Source organism: Paraprevotella clara YIT 11840, from assembly GCF_000233955.1.
In the GTDB taxonomy this organism is placed as follows: domain Bacteria; phylum Bacteroidota; class Bacteroidia; order Bacteroidales; family Bacteroidaceae; genus Paraprevotella; species Paraprevotella clara.
The window spans coordinates 570-818 of record NZ_JH376667.1; the positions used below are offsets into that span (position 1 = coordinate 570).

Annotated in this window: 1 protein-coding gene; it reads right to left on the bottom strand. The window is 46.2% G+C overall.

The window, feature by feature from the left end; all coding sequences use genetic code 11:
* Window positions 1–249 (bottom strand): hypothetical protein (locus tag HMPREF9441_RS18775; RefSeq protein ID WP_216593512.1); only part of this gene is annotated, 249 nt, incomplete at both ends.

Genomic DNA, 249 nt, shown 5'->3' on the forward strand with positions numbered 1-249 from the left:
AATAAGGAGCATCATAACCTCGCATCAGTGCCGAACTGAGCAGCGTCTGGTTTTTAGCACTCTCAAAAGTATGCGTTTGTCCGCCCAATCGCAGTGTGATTTCTACATTACCCTGTAACTGACTGTAGTCGGTATCAGCAGGCGATGCCTCGAAGAGCTCAGTAAAAATACGGTCTTTATCTATACCTCTTAGCAAAAGCATCTCTCGCAGGTCTTTCACTAATTGGGTAGGCCCACAAGCGTAATAGC